General features: G+C 69.1%; 1 protein-coding gene. It reads left to right on the forward strand.

Features of this window, described 5'->3' with window-relative positions:
• A partial coding sequence (locus AC0IW9_RS30585) for a (2Fe-2S)-binding protein (protein WP_471652072.1) occupies positions 1-285 on the forward strand: 285 nt, incomplete at both ends.

A 285-nucleotide genomic window follows, 5' to 3' on the forward strand; every position in this document is an offset into this window, starting at 1 on the left:
CGCGACAGCCGCCTGCGTACCGTCGGCTCGGCCGCATTGGCGGATGAGCCGTTGCCGGTAGCCGCCGCCTCGCGCCATGCCGCGCTGCTGTGCCCGTGTTTCGATGTGTCGTGCCATGAGGTGCAGGCGCTGGTGGAGCAGGGCATTACTGACCTGGAAGTGATCAAGCGCCTGACCTCATGCGGCATGGGCCCCTGTCAGGGCCAGCCGTGCTGGGATTCGCTGCGCGCACTGGTCAGCGCCCGCAGCGGCCTGGCCTTGTCGGCATTGCCACGGCCAACGCTG

The sequence above is a fragment of the Belnapia sp. AC561 genome, assembly GCF_979252845.1.